This is a genomic window from Antribacter sp. NEAU-D49 (genome assembly GCF_057158775.1).
Genome location: NZ_JBXTSN010000005.1, coordinates 129,647 through 145,098 on the forward strand (window position 1 = coordinate 129,647; position 15,452 = coordinate 145,098).

The 15,452-nt window shown below is 71.5% G+C and carries 11 protein-coding genes; 4 read left to right on the forward strand and 7 right to left on the reverse strand.

Annotation, left to right across the window (positions count from 1 at the left end):
• Window positions 1–44: 44 nt before the first annotated feature.
• On the reverse strand, window positions 45–539 hold the full coding sequence (locus tag AC060K_RS06460; protein WP_483764598.1) for a hypothetical protein: 495 nt from the start codon (window positions 537–539) through the stop codon (window positions 45–47).
• A gap of 762 nt (window positions 540–1,301) precedes the next feature.
• On the opposite strand from AC060K_RS06460, the gene AC060K_RS06465 reads away from it, so the two are divergent.
• Together AC060K_RS06465 and AC060K_RS06470 are read left to right on the forward strand one after the other, a co-directional pair.
• Window positions 1,302–2,294 carry a ParA family protein gene (locus AC060K_RS06465; protein WP_483764599.1) on the forward strand — a complete coding sequence of 331 codons (993 nt, stop codon included), beginning with the start codon at window positions 1,302–1,304 and terminating at the stop codon, window positions 2,292–2,294.
• A 235-nt stretch (window positions 2,295–2,529) separates the two neighbouring features.
• Window positions 2,530–3,882 (forward strand): ParB/RepB/Spo0J family partition protein, encoded by a 1,353-nt coding sequence (locus AC060K_RS06470; RefSeq protein WP_483764600.1) that lies wholly within the window; start codon window positions 2,530–2,532, stop codon window positions 3,880–3,882.
• A gap of 114 nt (window positions 3,883–3,996) precedes the next feature.
• On the opposite strand, the gene trxA is transcribed toward AC060K_RS06470, so the two are convergent.
• Window positions 3,997–4,329, reverse strand: coding sequence for a thioredoxin (trxA, locus tag AC060K_RS06475; protein WP_483764601.1), 333 nt, complete (start codon window positions 4,327–4,329; stop codon window positions 3,997–3,999).
• Between the two features lie 37 nt (window positions 4,330–4,366).
• Window positions 4,367–5,320 (reverse strand): thioredoxin-disulfide reductase, encoded by a 954-nt coding sequence (gene trxB, locus AC060K_RS06480; RefSeq protein WP_483764602.1) that lies wholly within the window; start codon window positions 5,318–5,320, stop codon window positions 4,367–4,369.
• A 276-nt stretch (window positions 5,321–5,596) separates the two neighbouring features.
• Here trxB and AC060K_RS06485 point away from each other — a divergent pair, with 276 nt between their 5' ends.
• Window positions 5,597–7,513, forward strand: coding sequence for a protein kinase family protein (locus AC060K_RS06485; protein WP_483764603.1), 1,917 nt, complete (start codon window positions 5,597–5,599; stop codon window positions 7,511–7,513).
• Window positions 7,514–7,579: 66 nt separating this feature from the next.
• Here the strand turns inward: AC060K_RS06485 and murJ are convergent, their stop codons facing one another.
• Genes murJ through AC060K_RS06500 form a run of 3 tightly spaced genes read right to left on the reverse strand, consistent with a single transcriptional unit; the run spans window position 7,580 to window position 12,253 of the window.
• A complete protein-coding gene (gene murJ / locus AC060K_RS06490; RefSeq protein WP_483764604.1) occupies window positions 7,580–9,301 on the reverse strand; it encodes a murein biosynthesis integral membrane protein MurJ in 1,722 nt (573 codons plus the stop codon).
• 31 nt (window positions 9,302–9,332) lie between these two features.
• A complete protein-coding gene (locus AC060K_RS06495) occupies window positions 9,333–11,624 on the reverse strand; it encodes a DUF6049 family protein (RefSeq protein WP_483764605.1) in 2,292 nt (763 codons plus the stop codon).
• Window positions 11,621–12,253: an NUDIX hydrolase gene (locus AC060K_RS06500; protein WP_483764606.1), complete on the reverse strand. Its 633-nt coding sequence runs from the start codon at window positions 12,251–12,253 to the stop codon at window positions 11,621–11,623. Before AC060K_RS06500 ends, AC060K_RS06495 begins: the two co-directional genes overlap by 4 nt.
• A 108-nt stretch (window positions 12,254–12,361) precedes the next feature.
• On the opposite strand from AC060K_RS06500, the gene AC060K_RS06505 reads away from it, so the two are divergent.
• Window positions 12,362–13,822 carry a CCA tRNA nucleotidyltransferase gene (locus tag AC060K_RS06505; RefSeq protein WP_483764607.1) on the forward strand — a complete coding sequence of 487 codons (1,461 nt, stop codon included), beginning with the start codon at window positions 12,362–12,364 and terminating at the stop codon, window positions 13,820–13,822.
• 48 nt (window positions 13,823–13,870) lie between these two features.
• Here the strand turns inward: AC060K_RS06505 and AC060K_RS06510 are convergent, their stop codons facing one another.
• Window positions 13,871–15,298, reverse strand: a complete 1,428-nt coding sequence (locus tag AC060K_RS06510) for an SMI1/KNR4 family protein (protein WP_483764608.1) — start codon at window positions 15,296–15,298, stop codon at window positions 13,871–13,873.
• Window positions 15,299–15,452 lie beyond the last annotated feature (154 nt).

The following is a 15,452-nucleotide window of genomic DNA, read 5'->3' on the forward strand; positions in this document are numbered from 1 at the left end:
GCCCGCCACCGCGAGGGGTGGCGGGCCGATCTTTGTCTGCGGGCTCAGCAGCCCCCGCAGTTGTAGTAGAGGATGTCCCAGTGGTTGCCCTCGTCGGTGTAGAGGTTCCCGGCGCCGGAGCGGTACTGGTACCCCCACCCTGAGACGTAGCCGACGTAGGTGAAGTTGGCCTTGATGTAGTTCCCGATGCAGGTGCCCTTGCTGATGTCGAGCTTGTAGCCGTTCCAGTGGCTGTAGGTGCCGCTCGAGTGGCCGGTCTCGGTGCCGCCCGTGACGGTGATGCTGCAGCCGCTGGCGGACTTGAGGGTCTTGATCCCGCTGATCGTCGTCTGCCGGACCTGCTCGAACGAGGTGCAGGTGGCAACGTTGCGGTTGCTGCATCCTCCGCTCGATGTCCAGCTGATCCCGGCGGCGCTGAGCTGGGCGGTGGCTTGGGCGTGAGTGAGGAAGGTGGCGGCGCTGGCTGGTGGTGCGACGGCAAGGACGAGGGCGGCGGCGGCGCCGACGGTCCAGGCTGTTGCTCGACGGAGTGCAGACATGGGTACTCCTCGCAGGTCGGGGACAACACGGCCACAGCACGGTAGGCAGGAAGCAGCGGGTTGTGGGCATACCGAACGGGTCATACCTCGACCGCCCGCCTGCACGGGCCACACCGGCTCGTTTCACGTGAAACCGAACGAGTGCGGCGTTTCGGGAGGCCGCTCGGGCCCGCCGTACGTAGCGTTGCTCGCGTGTTCTTCTTCAAGCGGAAGTCCAGGCGAACCGAGGTCCCCGCTGCCGGACCGGAGGCTGTGCTGCCCCCTGACCGGCTGACGAAAGAACAGGAACCCGAACAGCCGAGGACGTCGGCGGAGTCCGTTCGGGGGTCCGGCGCCGAGGCTGTGCACAGGCCGGAGCCCGAGGCTGGGACGACTGAGTCGACGGGGGAGGTGGGCGCGGAACGCGCCACGACCGGGTCGACATCCCCGGTCGCCGAGGACGGTGCGATCGCCGAAGGCGTGTCGGAGGACCGTGCTCCTGCACTCGAGGGGGAGGAGTCCGGACGGCGTGGGTCGTCAGGTCACGGCGAGTCGTCCGGCGCGTCTGGCGCGGCTGGCGAATCAACGGTGAACACCTCAGGGCGTGGCGACGAAGACCGCCCCAACGGGGACGCCAACGACTACAGTGTCCGCGTGACGGAACCGATCCCTGTGCAAGGGCTCTCCGCGCCGACTCCCGCCGTTTCACGTGAAACAGCGGACGCGCGTCAGTGGCCCTCGAATCTGCCCCAGCCCACCGCGGGTGCCGCCGAGGACGGCTTCGTGAGCGAGGAGGAACGCCGCGCGGCGCTCATCGCGAGCGTCCCGATCGTCGACGACACCACGCCTCTCGCGGCTGAGCTCGCTATCGACGCACGCCGCCGCATCGATCTTCACGGCCGGAAGTTCCCTCGTCCGCCGCGCACACGCATCATCACCGTCGCCAACCAGAAGGGCGGTGTCGGCAAGACCACGACCACGGTCAACCTGGCCGCCGGCCTCGCCCAGTCGGGTCTCAACGTCCTCGTCATCGACAATGACCCGCAGGGCAACGCCTCCACCGCTCTCGGCATCGAGCATCGGGCAGGAACTCCGTCGGTGTACGAGATCCTCATCGAGGACCTGCCCCTCAGGGAGGCCGTCCAGGAGTGCCCGGACGTGCCGAACCTCTGGGCTGTCCCGGCGACCATCGACCTCTCGGGCTCCGAGATCGAGCTGGTATCGCTTGTTTCACGTGAAACACGTTTGCGGAGGGCCGTCGACACCTACCTCGAAGAGCGGGTCGCCGCCGGGGAGGACCGGATCGACTACGTCCTCGTGGACTGCCCGCCGAGCCTGGGCCTGCTGACCGTCAACGCCTTCGTCACCGGGCGTGAGGTCTTTATCCCGATCCAGTGCGAGTACTACGCCCTCGAAGGTCTCAGCCAGCTGCTGAAGACGATCGACCTGATCAGGGCCCACCTCAACCCGGAACTGCGGGTGTCGTCGATCCTCCTGACCATGTACGACGGTCGCACCAACCTGGCGCAGCAGGTGGCCTCGGAGGTGCGCTCACACTTCCCGAACGAGACCTTCAAGACGACGATCCCCCGGTCGGTGCGGATCTCCGAGGCTCCGAGCTATGGGCAGACGGTCATGACGTATGACCCGACGTCGACCGGTGCGCTCGCCTACCTCGAGGCCTCGCGGGAGCTCGCCGAGCGAGGGCAGGGCTTCTCGAGCCCACGCAGGCCATCGCCACTCGACACCATCGTGAGCGGAGGGGCTCAGGGATGATGCAGGCGAGCGGGGGACAGCACGGGACGAGCGCGGCAATGACGGAGGAAGCACGATGAGCCAGAAGCGGAGAGGCCTCGGACGAGGGCTTGGCGCGCTGATCCCCACGTCGGCGGAGGACGCCGACCGTCTGTCCGGGGGAACGGAGCCGGCGGCCACGGCGACAGCGGTCGCGCTGGAAGAGCGCCCGGTTGCGGAGATCTCTGCGCCGGCCACGGCGGGCACGGACACTCCGGTGCCCGGTGCGTTCGTCGAGCCGGCGTCCGCATCCGCCCCGGTCACGGAGTCCGCGCCGATCGCGCCGCTCGCCGGGACTGGTGGCGACCAGGCGGTGACGACACAGGCCCAGTCTGGTCCGAACTCCGACGAGACGGGGTCCACCAACGTCTCTGAAGAGGCTGCGGCGACCGAGCCGGTGGCGACGGAGTCCGAGCCCGCCACTCCGTCTGAGGATGCCGCGACGACGGGAACCGTCGTTGCCGACGTGGCCATCACGGACGAGGCGAAGCGACAGCCGTCCGCGTATCGCCCGGGGCCCACCTCGCGCCCAACCTGGGATGCCGCGATCGAGAGCGGCCGCCTCTCCGTGTCGAACGGCGAGGGCGGGAGTTCCGGGGAGGTATCCACCTCCGCGCTGGACACGGCCTTCTTCGGGCGTTCGTCGGAGGCCACCGACGTTTCACGTGAAACAGGACTGGATCTGCTGCCGGTGCCCGGTGCACGCTTCGCCGAGGTCCCCGTCACCTCCATCCGGCCCAACCCGCGCCAGCCTCGCTCGGTGTTTGACGAGGGCGAGCTGGACGAGCTGGTCGCCTCCATTCGTGAGATCGGCGTGCTTCAGCCGATCGTGGTGCGTCCTGACAGGGACAACCCGGGAACCTATGAGCTGATCATGGGCGAGCGGCGCTGGCGTGCAACGCAGGCCGCCGGCCTCGACCTCGTCCCCGCGATCATCCGTGACACCGACGACTCGGACATGCTTCGAGACGCGCTCCTGGAGAACCTGCACCGTGCGGCGCTCAACCCGCTGGAAGAAGCCGCGGCATACCGTCAGCTGCTTGACGACTTCGGCTGCACGCACGAGGAGCTCGCGACACGCATTGCACGGAGCCGCCCGCAGATCTCGAACACGCTGCGCCTCCTCCGGCTGCCGCCGCTGGTCCAGCGAAGGGTCGCGGCCGGGGTGCTCTCCGCAGGTCACGCGCGTGCTCTGCTCGGACTGAGCGACGCCGCCGAGATCGAGCGGCTGGCGCAGCGGATCGTCTCGGAAGGGCTCTCCGTGCGGGCCACCGAGGAGATCGTGATGCTTGCGGAGACGGGCGGCGGTGCAACCAAGTCGAGGAAGGCGCCGCGGGCGGGAACCCGGCTGGAGGCCGTCGACGACCTGGCGACACGGCTCTCCGACCGCTTCGAGACCCGGGTGAAGGTCAGCGTCGGGAAGAGCAAGGGCCGCCTGACCGTGGAGTTCGCATCGGTGGACGACCTGAATCGAATCCTTGCCGTGATGGCTCCCGAGGACCCGGGCCTCCTGAGGACGCTCTCCGGGGTCCCGGCAGATGCGGCCGAGTCCGGCGACGAGGCGGAGTGACGGAGCTGCGGCGGACTGTGCGCTCCTGACCCACACAGAGAGAGCGGGCCAGCCGGAACCACGAGGTTCCGGCCGGCCCGCTCTCCGTCTGGCGAGGGTGCCCGCTGGGCCGTGCTACTCAGCGGGGCTGAGGACCTGCTCGATCTCCTCGACGAGCGCCCTCTTGGGGCGGGCGCCGATGATCGACTTCACGACCTCGCCGTTCTGGTAGACGTTCAAGGTCGGGATCGAGACGATCCCGTACGCCATCGCGGTGGCCTGGTTCTCGTCGGTGTCGAGCTTGACGATCTTGATCTTGCCCTCGTACTCGTCGGACAGTTCCTCGAGGATGGGGGCGACCATGCGGCACGGCCCGCACCAGGTGGCCCAGAAGTCGACGAGGACGGGAACGTCGGACTCGAGAACCTCGGTCTTGAAGGTGTCGTCGGTGACCTTGACGGTGCTCATCAGGGTGTCTCCTCTGTCTCGGTCGGTCGGTGGGGTGTCAGTGGGCGATCTCGTCGAGGTACGCCTGGGCGTCCAGGGCGGCGGCGCAGCCCGAGCCCGCGGCGGTGATCGCCTGACGGTAGGTGTGGTCGACGGCGTCACCGCAGGCGAAGACGCCCGGCAGGTTCGTCCGCGTGGTGCGGCCCTCGACGACGACGTAGCCGTTGGGGTCGAGGTCGATCTGGCCCTTGACCAGATCGGTGCGGGGCTCGTGACCGATAGCGACAAAGACACCGGTGACGGGCAGCTCGCGCGTCTCGCCGGTGGTGGTGTCCCGGAGCGTCACCCCTTCGACCTTGTTCTCGCCGCTCACGCCGGCGACCTCGCTGTTCCAGGCGAACTCGATCTTGGGGTCGCTGGTGGCGCGGTCGGCCATGATCTTGGACGCGCGGAGCGCGTCCCGACGGTGGACGATCGTCACCTTCGACGCAAAGCGCGTCAGGAAGGTGGCCTCCTCCATCGCGGAGTCCCCACCGCCGACGACGGCGATGTGCTGCTCGCGGAAGAAGAAGCCGTCGCACGTGGCGCACCAGGAGATGCCCCGGCCCGAGAGCCGCTTCTCCTCCGGGAGGCCGAGCTCGCGGTAGGCGGAGCCGGTCGCGAGGATCACCGCGCGAGCATGGAACGTCTCACCGCCGCCCGTGACGACAGTCTTGACGTCGCCCGCCAGATCGACCTGCTCGGCGTCGTCCCAGAGGACGCGGGCGCCGAACTTCTCCGCCTGCTCGCGCATGGCCTCCATGAGGTCAGGCCCCTGGATGCCGGCGGGGAACCCGGGGAAGTTCTCCACCTCGGTGGTGTTCATCAGGGCGCCGCCGGCAGTCACCGAACCGGCGACCACGACGGGCTCGAGGCCCGCGCGAGCCGCATAGATCGCCGCCGTGTACCCGGCGGGGCCGGAACCCACGATCACCACGTCGTGAACGGTCGTGGCGGTCTGCTGTTCGGTCAACGTCGTCTCCTCGTCCTGCGTCTGCCACCCTTGGCACGAGGCGGCACCCGCGTCAACACCCGGGCAGTTCCCAGTGTTCCAGGCGCCGGCCCGCGGCGGCCCGTCGTCCACGTGACGGTGGGCACAGCGGGACCCTAGCACCGTATATAGATGGATGTCGATGCAATCGCCAGGGGCCGATCCGGCGCGGCAGGACGCCGCTCTCCGCGTAGCATGGCGGGGCGGAACCCGCCCCGACACCTCTGGTACTGTCCCGATCCGAGCGAGGAGGTCCCTGTGAGCACCGTCGAGCCCGGCGCTGTGCTGGTCGAGCGCTACAGGCTGATCCGGCCCGCCCCTACTGACCTTGCCACCGCGACGGCCTGGGACGCCGAGGACCAGGTCCTGGGGCGGCCTGTGCGGATCACGTTCGTCACCGGGCCCTACGCGGCGGACGCGCTCGACTCCGCACGGCGGGCGGCGCTCATCTCCGATCCGCGGCTCGCCAGGGTCCTGGACGTCAGCACCATGGACGCAGAACGTCCGTACGTCATCACCGAGCCCTTCAGCGGGCTCTCGCTCACCCAGATCGTGGGAGGGGGGCTTGTCGACGCGCAGCAGGCCCGGGCGCTGGTCGGGGAGGCGGCCACAGCTCTGGCCGCCGCGCACCAGCGCGGAGTGCAGCACCTGGCACTCCGGCCGGAGAGCGTGCGGGTCGACGGGCACCGTGTGATCGTGACGGGGCTGGGGCTCGACGGAGGGCTGGCGAGCGGCGACACGCTGAACGCCTACCCCGACGCGCAAGGGCTTGTCGCACTCCTCTACTACGCTATGACAGCCCGCTGGCCAGGTATCGACCTGGAAGCATCCTGGCTCACCCGCACCACCGCACCACCGTTGCCCGCGCAGCGAGACGAGAACGGCGCCGTCGCGCCGCTGTCCTCCCTCGTGCCGCACGTGGACACCGCGCTCGACGCGCTGGTGGCCCGCACGTTCGACGCGTCGGGTGGCGCGTCCGGACCCAAGACACCCGACGACGTGATCACGGCCCTCGCGCCGTGGGGGGAGGTATCCGTAGTGGCCTCGCTGCCTGGATTCGTGCAGCCCAACCCGGAGGAGCCGCAGCGACATTCCATCGCCGGCGCCTTCGGAGCAGACGGCACCCCGCCGGTGCGCCGACCTTCGACGGGGCGCATCGCGCGCAACACCGGGACGGGTGCGGTTCCCGCCGCAGGCTGGACCGCCCAGCCGCCCCAGCCCCAGGGTTATCCACAGGATGGCCACCAGTACCAGGCGGAACAGGGCGCCGGTGGCTACGGGGGCCATTCGCCGGTGCCGCCCCCGCCGGGCCCGCAGTATGCCGCGCCCGCCTTCGACCAGCAGTACCCGCAGCAGGGCTATGGCCAGCAGGGTTATGCCCAGCCGGTCCCCGAGCAGCAGGGTTATCCACAGCAGCATCCCCAGGGCTATGACCCGGCCGCCTATGCAGCGGCAGGACAGGCCGGCTACGGCGGGTACCAGGACCCGAACGGCGGGTTCGCGACGCAGCCGGCGCCGCGGCGCGGAGGCGTCAACCCGACGCCGATCGTCCTGAGCATCGTGGGCGTCGGTGTGGTCGCCGGCCTCATCTGGGCGATCAGCAACGCGATGGACGGTACCGAGCCGCCTATCACCGAGGCTCCGCCGTCCGCGTCGTCGAGCGCCGCCCCGGGCGATCCAGCGGCGTCGGCCCCCGCCGCCGGCGGCGGTGACCCCGCGGCCCCTGCCGCTGCGCGCCCGGTCATCGAGAGCGGCCAGCAGCTCGACCCGCTCGCCACCGCGGAGCCGGGCGAGCACCCGGAGGCGCAGGAGCTCGCCTACGACTCGGACCCGTCCACGTTCTGGTACACCCGGTCGTACAAGCGGCCCGAGTGGGGCGGCTTCAAGGCGGGGGCCGGCTACGCGATCCGCCTCCAGGAACCGGCACCGGTGACCAAGCTGCAGATGCTGACCAACAGCACCGGCGGTGCCTTCGAGGTGCGCAACACGACCGCTGCGGACCCGACGGGCGGCACGGTCCTGGCCTCGGGCACCTTCTCGCCGGACACGCAGGTCACCTTCTCCGGCGAGGTGGTCACCGGAGAGATCGTCATCTGGGTCACCCAGCTGCCGGAGTCGCCGTCGGACAACGAGTTCAAGTTCCGCCTCGAGCTCAACGAGGTCGTCCTCAGCTGACCCCCTCGGCACACAAGAGCGCCGGGACAGTCAGCCACTGACTGTCCCGGCGCTCCTGTGTGCCGCTCAGCGACCCAGCTTGCGCAGCAGCGGGCGGGCGAGAGTGTCGAGCTCACGCACGCGGAACACCTTGAGCAGCACGACGTAGAGAACGAGCATGACGCCGCCGCAGAGCGCCGTCACCCACAGTGCGTTCAGCATCGTGAGGATCCGGGGGCCGTCCCAGGCCAGGACGTCGTCCCCGCCGACCAGCTGGTAGATGCCCCAGGCCGCCGCGCCGGCAACAACCGCGGCGACTCCGGCCCGGAGGTGGAGGGTGAGGATGCGGACGGAGTCCAGGCCGCCGAGCTTCCTCCGCAGCCCGCGGGTCCTGAGCAGCACCGTCACCCAGTTGGACAGCGCGTACGACCCGCCGGCCGCGACCACCCACGTCGACGGCGGCAGCCACTGCACCGCGGCAAAGAGGCCGACCACGAGCGCGACGGTCGACGGCACGGTGATCCAGAAGACGGACCTGCCGTCCTCGTAGGCGAAGTAGACCCACTTCATGAGCACCATCGCACCCAGCGGCACCAGACCGAGCGAGAGCGCAACCAGGACCGGGCTGATCGCGGCGACGCCGAGCTCACCGGTCGACGGCACGAGGAGCGCCGTCGCCGGTGTGGCGAGCACGGCCAGCGCCACGGTGGCGAAGATGGTGAAGACGCCGACGGTGCGGACTCCGAGGGAGAGGTCTTCCCGCACCCGCTCCGTCTCGCCGGACGCTGCCGCCCTGCTGAGCCCGGTGAACAGGGCCGTGGCGATGGAGACGGTGACCAGGGAGTGCGGCAGCAGGTAGATCATCAGCGCCTGCGTGTAGGCAGCGTTACCGGCGACCGCGAGGTCGCCGGCGAGCTCCGGAGCGCTCGAGGCGACGCGCGTGAGGTAGAGGATGCCGACCTGCTCGAGCAGGACTGCCGCGAAGGTCCAGGCAGCAACGGAGCCGGCCGAGCGCAGCCCGATGCCGCGGAGGCCCAGGCGGAAGTGCCAGCGAAAGCCGGACCGCCAGAGCGGGATGATCAGCACGAGGGCCTGGGCGGCGATGCCGAGGGTGGCGGTCCCTGCCAGCAGGAGCGTGCGGGGCAGGTCCCATCCGTCGAGCCCGAGGCCCTGGGTCGGCGCGGAGCCGAACGCCACCAGGAAGATGCCGAACCCGATGATGGACACGATGTTGTTCATGACCGGCGCCCACATGTAGGGGCCGAACTGCCCGCGGGCGTTCAGCACCTGCCCCAGCAGCGCGTAGAGGCCGTAGAAGAACAGCTGGGGGATGCACCAGAAGGCGAAGAGGGTGCCGAGGGCCCGCTGGTCGGCAGACCAGTTCCCCGTGTAGAGCATGATCACCAGGGACGACCCTGCGGTGAGCAGCGTCGTGAGCGCCAGGATCCCCACACCCGCGACGGTCAGCAGCTTGTCGAGCCGCTCCTGGGCGTTGTGCTCGCGGTAGGCCTTGACGATCTGCGGAACGAGCACGGCGTTGAGCGCGCCACCGGCGAGGATCGCGAACAGCACGTTGGGGATCTTGTTCGCGACGTCGAAGGAGTCGGCCACGACCCCGATCGATCCCACCGCCGCGACGAGCATGACATTCCGGACCAGGCCCGCAAGGCGCGAGGCGGCGGTCCCCGCCGCCATGATGATCGAGCTGCGGCCGAGGCCGGACCGTCCGGCGCCGCCCGACGAGCTCCCGCCCGACGAGCCTCCGGGGTCGCCGGAGGCAGCGGCGTTCGTGGCGGTCTGGTGATACATGGTCCTCCCGTCCCCGGGGGCGTACCCGGGACTACCTCGGCTGACGTGCGTGCGCGGGCTGCGCGTGCTCGGCGTCGTGCTCCCCGGAGTTCCCGGCTGCCGCCGCCGCGGCTGCCCGCGCGATCTCGCCGGTCGCGGCCTCCACGTCCTCACGGGTGGCCCGGTTCGGTGAGCGTCCGCGCCGTACGGTACGCCAGATCCCGGCGACGAACAGCACGCCGATCCCCGCCGCCGCGACCCACGTGCCGATCTCCTCCCACTCGGCCTGGACGCGGACCTCGAAGCTCGTGTCAGGTCCGATCTGGGTCTGAGCGGGCGACAGGAGCTGCACCGCGACGTCGACAGCGCCCGAACCGGCGGCCGCGCTCACCGGCACGGGGACGTCCGCGGTGCTGTTCGCCGGGATGGTCTGGGAGGGCCGCGCGATGACCTGCAGGCCGAGGGAGTCCGGGCGCAGCACCACCGTGACGGTGACCGGTACGTCGAGGTCGTTGCGCACCCGGACCGGGATGTTCGCATCCTCGGTGAGCAGGTTGATCCCTGAGCGCGGAGGCAGCACGGCTACCGAGCCGGTCATGGACTGGACGTAGGCGAGCCCGCTCTGGACGAGCGCGTCCCGGTTCTGGCCGAGCGAGCGGTACGAGACAGCGAGAGGGGCCACGAGGTGCGGCACGGCCTCCGAGGCCAGGGCAGGACCGGAGTCGCCCGCCACGGTGGCGAACGACGCGACGGCGGACCGGGCCCGCTCGAGGCCGCCGACCGTGGAGGGGTCGAGCTCGGACTCGTGCCGCTCGGAGTCGGCGAGGGGCTGCCGGTCAGCAGCCGGGGCCGGCTGGGCGAGGAGCTCGGCCAGCGGGGCGAGCCGTACCATCCCGGACCCGGTGAGCCCCTCGGTCACAGCCTGGTACGCCGCGAGGTCGGGTGCCCAGGTGCGGGGGAGGGCCACCACCACGTGGGGAGCCGCAGTGGGCCGGGACGCGATGATCGCGGCGACCTCGGCGAGCAGCCACTGGCGGCCCTGAGCCGGGGGGACCCGCGTCGCCGGCGCCACCGGGGTCCCAGCGGACTCGTCCACGCCGCCGGCGACTGTCCAGGCGGTGTCGGTCGCGTCGACGAACGCCTCGCTGATCGCGGAGTCGCTCACGACGACGGACGCGACACCTCCGTCGAGCGGGACGTCCGCGAGCCCGGACGGCGTCGACCGGCCTGATGCGGGTGCGAGGGTGCCGGAGCCCACCATCACCCGGTTGCGGCCGGTGGCGACGGCAGCACGGAGGGTGTCGAGGTCCGTCGTCGTCCCGTCGGCGGGCCAGGTGAGGTTCTGGGCCCACTCCGCAGGCACCTGCCAGCCGCCGGGCAGCGGCGCCGACTGGAAGGCGCGGATCTGCTCCGCACCGATCCCCGAGTGCGCCAGGGCGGCGGGATCGGGGTCGTAGGCGGGGAGGGTGAACGTGGTGGTCGCGGCCGCGGCGGCCACCAGGCCGTCTGCCCAGGCCGCGAGCGCGGCGTCGCCCGAGGCGGCGGCCGCGGCGACCACCTGCGGGTCCACCGCGAGGGAGACGGTCCCGGTGCGGGCCACCTCGAGGAGCCGGTCGAGCCGGTTGCCCTCGGCGGCGAGCCGGGCCAGCTCCACGTCCTGTCCCTCCGGGTCGTCGGGGTTGACGGCCGGGCCCGTGACAGGCAGTGCGACGCTGAGGCTGACGGGGGTGACGGACTCCGGGCTGTCCGCGTCCTGCGCGTCGTAGACGAGGAAGGAGCGCAGGACGCCGAGCGAGACCGCGCCCTCGGTGACGCTCACGGCGAGTCGTCGGGCGCCCCAGCCCTCGAAGTTGCCTGCGGGGGTGTAGGCGAAGGTGACGTCCGCCGTCTGGCCGGGCGCCAGGTCCGGGATGGGGAGAGGGTCGACGGCGCGCTGCAGGCTGCGGTCGCTCGCGTTGTGGAGCGGCGCGTGGACCCATTCGTCCAGCACCCGCCGGTCCGTGAGCGCGGCCCAGTGCACGCGGAGCGTGGCGCGAGCCCCGGACAGCGTCTCCTCCGTGTTGTTGGTGACGCGGGCGGTGATCGTGACCGTCTCGCCAGCCTTCGCGGTGGCAGGGCTCATCTCGGCGAGCTGCACGGTGACCGGGTCCTTCGCCAGCGGGGCGGCCTCTGCCGCCGCGAGCCCCGGAGCGGCCGGGACCGTGCTCACGGCCGTCGCGGGGACGGCGAACGGGCCCAGTGTGACGAGCGCCGCGGCGAGCGCGGCGAGCCTCGGGAGGAGACGTACCGGGCGGCGGAGGCCCTGGGCCTCGACGCGGGACAGGTCGGAAGGCTGCTGCGTCATGGCAGGTCTGTGGGCTCCGTGGGGGGCTCGCCGGTCCGCATGGCCTCTCGGAGGCCGGGGGAGCTGTCCAGCAGCTCCCGGGCGGCGGCGGCGAGCCGCTGCTCGTTGGGGTACGACAGTCGGTCGGGGAGCTCGTCCACCGGGACCCAGAGGGCGTCCTCGGCTTCGCCGTCAGGATCGTCCTCGACGGTCAGGCGGCCGCTCTCCGCTCGCAGAAGGAAGTGGTGCACCACCTTGTGCACTCTCCGGTCCTCGCCGGTGAACCAGTAGTCGATCACGCCGAGGTCTGCCTGGATGCGGCCCTCGATGCCCGTCTCCTCGCGGATCTCACGGACCGCGGCCTCCTGAGGGGTCTCCACGCCCTCGAGATGCCCCTTGGGCAGGCACCACTCGAGCCTTCCCGTCCGGTTGCGGCGCAGGAGCACAGCAGCCTCGTAGGTGCCGGCCACGGCTCGCAGGACGAGGCCGCCTGCCGAGGTCTCGTCGACGACGGGGAGGTGCGGAGGCGGGGGTACGGGCGGCACCGACCGGAGGGTGCTGGGATCCACCCGGAGGGGAGCACCGCCCGGCGGGGCGGGCACGTCGGGGCGACCGTCGGGACGGTCGCTGGCCGGCGCTGGGGTGGACATGCCCCAACCCTACCGAGTATGCACAGGCGTCCTGGTCAGCCCTCGCCCGGACGGGGCCTGTGGATACGGGCGGCGCGCTCCCGCGAACGTCTGGGAGAATCGGTTGCCGTGCCTACCCCTGAGCAGGATCTCCTGCGCCGAGCCCTCGCCGTGCTGACCCGGATGGCGCCCGCCGCTCTCGAGCTGGGCGAGCTCTTCCGCGCGGCGGGCCACGAGCTCGCGCTCGTGGGCGGTCCCGTCCGGGACGCCTTCCTGGGTCGTGCGAGCAACGACCTCGACTTCGCCACGTCGGCCACGCCGGACCAGACCGAGGCGATCCTCGCCCGCTGGGGCGACGCGCACTGGGACATCGGCAAGGAGTTCGGCACCATCGGGGCGCGCCGGTTCGCGAACGGCGAGACGGACGACGTCGTCGTCGAGGTCACCACCTACCGCACCGACGAGTACGACCCCGCCTCCCGCAAGCCGCTCGTGGCGTTCGGCGACACTCTCGAAGGCGACCTCTCGCGGCGAGACCTCACGGTCAACGCGATGGCGGTCCGCCTGCCGGAGCTCACGTTCGTGGACCCGTTCGAAGGACTCGCCGACCTGGCCCGGAAGGTGCTGCGCACCCCGATCGCGCCGGAGCGGTCGTTCGACGACGACCCGCTGCGCATGCTCCGCGTCGCACGCTTCGCCGGCCAGCTCTCGTTTCACGTGGAACCAGGCACCCTCGCCGCGGTGGTCGCGATGGCCTCGCGCATCGAGATCGTGTCAGCCGAGCGGGTCCAGGCGGAGCTGTCCAAGCTGCTCCTCTCGGCCAACCCACGGGCCGGGCTCGAGGTGCTCGTGGACACGGGTCTCGCCGACCACGTGCTGCCCGAGCTGCCGGCTCTCCAGCTGGAGATCGACGAGCACCACCGCCACAAGGACGTCTACCAGCACTCGCTCACGGTGCTGGAGCAGGCCATCGCACAGGAGACCGGACCCGACGGACCCGTTCCCGCGCCCGACCTGGTGCTCCGGCTCGCGTCCCTCCTCCACGACGTGGGCAAGCCCGCCACCCGGCGCTTCGAGCCGGGCGGCGGCGTGAGCTTCCACCACCACGAGGTGGTGGGCGCCAAGCTCGTGGCGAAGCGCCTGCGCGCTCTCAAGTACGAGAAGCAGGTGGTCAAGGACGTGTCGCGCCTGGTCGAGCTGCACCTGAGGTTCCACGGGTACGGCGAGGGTGCGTGGACGGACTCCGCGGTGCGCCGCTACGTGACCGACGCCGGCCCGCTGCTCGAGCGCCTGCACCGCCTCACCCGTGCGGACTCCACCACGCGTAACAAGCGCAAGGCGCAGCGGCTCTCCGACGCCTACACGGACCTGGAGAACCGGATCACCGCGCTGCGGGAGAAGGAGGAGATCGACTCCATCCGTCCCGACCTGGACGGAACCCAGATCATGGCGATCCTCGGGATCTCTCCGGGTCGCGAGGTGGGCGAGGCGTACAAGCACCTCCTGAGCCTGCGCATGGAGCGCGGGCCGCTCGGTGAGGACACGGCACGCGAGGAGCTCCTCGCGTGGTGGGCGGCGCGGGGGCAGTAGCCCCCGGCGCGTCAGACCGGCGGCGCCGGGCCGGGGACGGTGCCTCGACTACGCCTCGCTGCGCCCCAGCAGCCGGGAGAGCAGGCTCCGCCGCTGCGGCCGGCGCAGCTCGGTCACCGAGACCGTGTCGAGGCCGAACCGGGTGAGGATCAGGTTGGCCACCTCGACCGACTCGTCGAACCCGACCGCATGCAGGCCGAACCCGGCGGCGCGGAGGGTCGCGGGCACAGCGTCGGCCTCGAGCACGGTCCGCCAGTCGGCGGGTGACAGGGCGAGGAACTCCAGCGCTGGGAACGACGCGACCTGGCCCAGGTCGGCGAGCGACCCCGTCGCCGCGGCGTCCAGGACCCTGACCCGCGGGTGGTCGAGCACCGGCGCGAGGTCGACGGGCGCCTCCACCGCTCCGACCACGATCACCTCGGTCGCGTCGCCGACCCGGGCGGCGACGTCGGTCCCGTCGCGCGGGTTCAACCGCACGACGCGCGTCTCGGCCGGGCGCGGCGGTATGGCGGTGACCCGCTCGACGAGGAGCTGGGCCAGGCTGTCTGCGACGAGGCGTGCTCCGGCTGTCTGCTCGTGGTCGAGGTACACGACCTGCCCCACGAAGCCGCGGGGACCGGGCGCCAGGTCGACGGCGTACACGTTGCCGCCCCAGTCGTGCCCCACCGGGAACCACAGCGGCGAGCCGATCGCCGCCTGCACCCGCTCGTCGGGGTCGACCGGCGGCAGGGCGTCGGCGTCCAGGGTCCAGCCCATGAACCGCCGGTCGGGCAGATAGGCGGCCCGGGCCTCGCAGTCGGGCAGCGGGATGAGCCCGAAGCCGTAGAAGCCGCCCTCGTCACCCAGCACCAGGTCGCCCTCGGCCGCCGTCCGGTACAGCGTGCGCACCTCCTCCGGCAGCGGCACGCCCAGCGCGGCCTCCGCGGCGGCGAGCTGGGCATCGTCGGCCCCCGGAGCGTCGGGGAGGCGCTCGCGAACCACGCGGGAGACGGCGTCCGGGTCGGCCGAGGGCGCGGTGGTGGTCCCGGGCGCCGCGGCGATCGTGGCCAGGTGCGGCGCCGGGAGGGCGCCCTCCACGAGGACCACCTCCTCGACCGCGCCCGACAACCCGCGATGCACCGAGGGCGGGAGCGTGAGCAGGCGGACCAGGTCCTGGTCGCGGTCGGCGCAGGCGTGCACCACCACGGAGACGCCCTCCGGCGGCACGGCGGCCTTGACCGTCTCGATCGCCGCGTCGAGCCCGGCCCGGGGTCCGGCTGCCGGGCGGCCGGCCCGCGCCGCGGCCGCGGCCTCGCGGGCACGCTCGCGCTCGAGGGTACGACGGCGGTCGTGGTCGCCGTCGTCGCTCAAGCTCCCGCCCCACGCCTGAGGCGTGATGGCTCCCTCGAACACGCTCACCCGGGTGCGTGGGGGCGCCGAGGCGCGCAGCGCCTCGACCAAGGGCTCCCAGGTCTGCCAGTCGCGGAGGGAAGTCACCGAGACATCATGGCCGGTACCGGCTGACGTCTCGCGCTGGAGAGCGGATGTTCCCAGATCGTGACCGGAGTCGATGCCCGGGTCACAAATCACCCATATGTTGCTTGGTTCATCCTGTACCGCCGATCCCGGGCACTGCACGATCGCCCAGGAC

Excerpts from the sequence above, each read along its gene's own strand:
- murJ (WP_483764604.1), bottom strand. The coding sequence starts at position 9,301 with ATGTATCACCAGACCGCCACGAACGCCGCTGCCTCCGGCGACCCCGGA.
- AC060K_RS06460 (WP_483764598.1), bottom strand. The coding sequence starts at position 539 with ATGTCTGCACTCCGTCGAGCAACAGCCTGGACCGTCGGCGCCGCCGCC.
- trxA (WP_483764601.1), bottom strand. The coding sequence starts at position 4,329 with ATGAGCACCGTCAAGGTCACCGACGACACCTTCAAGACCGAGGTTCTC.
- AC060K_RS06495 (WP_483764605.1), bottom strand. The coding sequence starts at position 11,624 with ATGACGCAGCAGCCTTCCGACCTGTCCCGCGTCGAGGCCCAGGGCCTC.
- AC060K_RS06500 (WP_483764606.1), bottom strand. The coding sequence starts at position 12,253 with ATGTCCACCCCAGCGCCGGCCAGCGACCGTCCCGACGGTCGCCCCGAC.